The sequence below is a fragment of the Blautia luti genome, from assembly GCF_013304735.1.
GTDB lineage: Bacteria > Bacillota > Clostridia > Lachnospirales > Lachnospiraceae > Blautia_A.
Window position 1 is genome coordinate 1 of record NZ_JAAITI010000099.1, and the last position, 542, is coordinate 542.

Below are 542 nucleotides of genomic sequence, written 5' to 3' on the forward strand. Positions count from 1 at the left end.
TCAAACAGCTGAAAACAGGTTTTCCAAGGTTCAAATCAAAAAAGCGGAATAAAAACAGCTATTCTACGGTCTGCATCAATGGGAACATAACGATATCTAACGGATATTTGAAATTGCCTAAGATTGGACAAGTCCGCTTAAAACAGCACAGGATTATTCCAGAGGAATATAGACTGAAATCAGTAACAGTAAGTCAGACACCAAGCGGAAAATACTATGCAAGTATTCTTTTTGAGTATGAAGATCAAGTACAGGAAAGGGAAATGCAAAAGTTTTTAGGTATGGATTTTTCCATGCACGAATTGTATCGTGACAGTAACGGTAAGGAGCCAGCCTATCCGAAGTATTACAGAAATGCGGAGAAAAAATTAGCGAGAGAACAACGCAGGCTTTCCAAAATGCAGAAAGGTTCAAGCAATCGTAATAAGCAGAGGATTAAGGTGACAAAACTTCATGAAAAGGTTTCCAATCAAAGAAAAGACTTCCTGCATAAGCAGTCAAGGCAGATAGCCAATGCTTATGATTGTGTATGTATAGAAGAT

1 protein-coding gene is annotated in these 542 nt (G+C 37.8%); it reads left to right on the plus strand.

Going from position 1 to position 542, the window contains the following annotated elements; genetic code table 11:
- Window positions 1-8: 8 nt before the first annotated feature.
- Window positions 9-542: transposase (locus tag G5B06_RS18605; protein WP_244092728.1), on the plus strand; the 534-nt coding region annotated here is incomplete at its 3' end.